Source organism: Aliihoeflea sp. (assembly GCF_052435475.1).
Classification (GTDB): Bacteria; Pseudomonadota; Alphaproteobacteria; order Rhizobiales; family Rhizobiaceae; genus Aliihoeflea.
In genome coordinates this window covers 1-603 of record NZ_JBQVMV010000051.1, presented here as the reverse complement: position 1 = coordinate 603, position 603 = coordinate 1, and the positions used below count along the sequence as shown (strand labels likewise).

Below are 603 nucleotides of genomic sequence, written 5' to 3'. Positions count from 1 at the left end.
ACTTCGTGCTGTTCATGGGAAACACCGGCCTGCGCCCGGATGAGGCCAAACAGCTCCAGCACCGAGACGTGACGATCGTGGAAGACCCGGAGTCGCGTCAGCGTATTCTTGAGATTGAAGTGCGCGGTAAGCGCGGCATCGGCTGGTGTAAATCCATGCCCGGCGCGGTCAAACCCTATGAGCGTCTGTGTGAGCGGGCGAAGCCTGTGCGCGGGAAAGGGAAAGAGGAGGTGGTAGCGAAGCTTCCCGCGCCGACCGATCTGCTGTTCCCCGGCAATTATCTCAAGATGTTCAATAACCTTCTTGATGCACAATACCTTAAGCTGGACCGCGACGGCAAGCCCCGAACAGCATACAGCCTACGTCACACCTATATCTGCTTGCGGCTCATGGAAGGGGCGGATGTCTACGCCATTGCCAAAAACCGCCGCACCAGCGTCGAGATGATCGAAAAGTTCTACGCTGCCCACATCAAGACGACTTTGGACGCTTCCGTGATCAATGCCCGCAAGCCCAAGCAGCGGACTACTCGGGCACGGAAGATGCCGAGGGCGGCGGCACCGCCGCCCCTGCACGGAAACGAGGCTCCACAGCCTCGTAAAG

Annotated in this window: 1 pseudogene; it reads left to right on the top strand. The window is 59.2% G+C overall.

The annotated features are described in order from the left end of the window. Positions 1-603 (top strand): annotated as a pseudogene (locus ACT6QU_RS19500) (site-specific integrase); the annotation flags it as partial.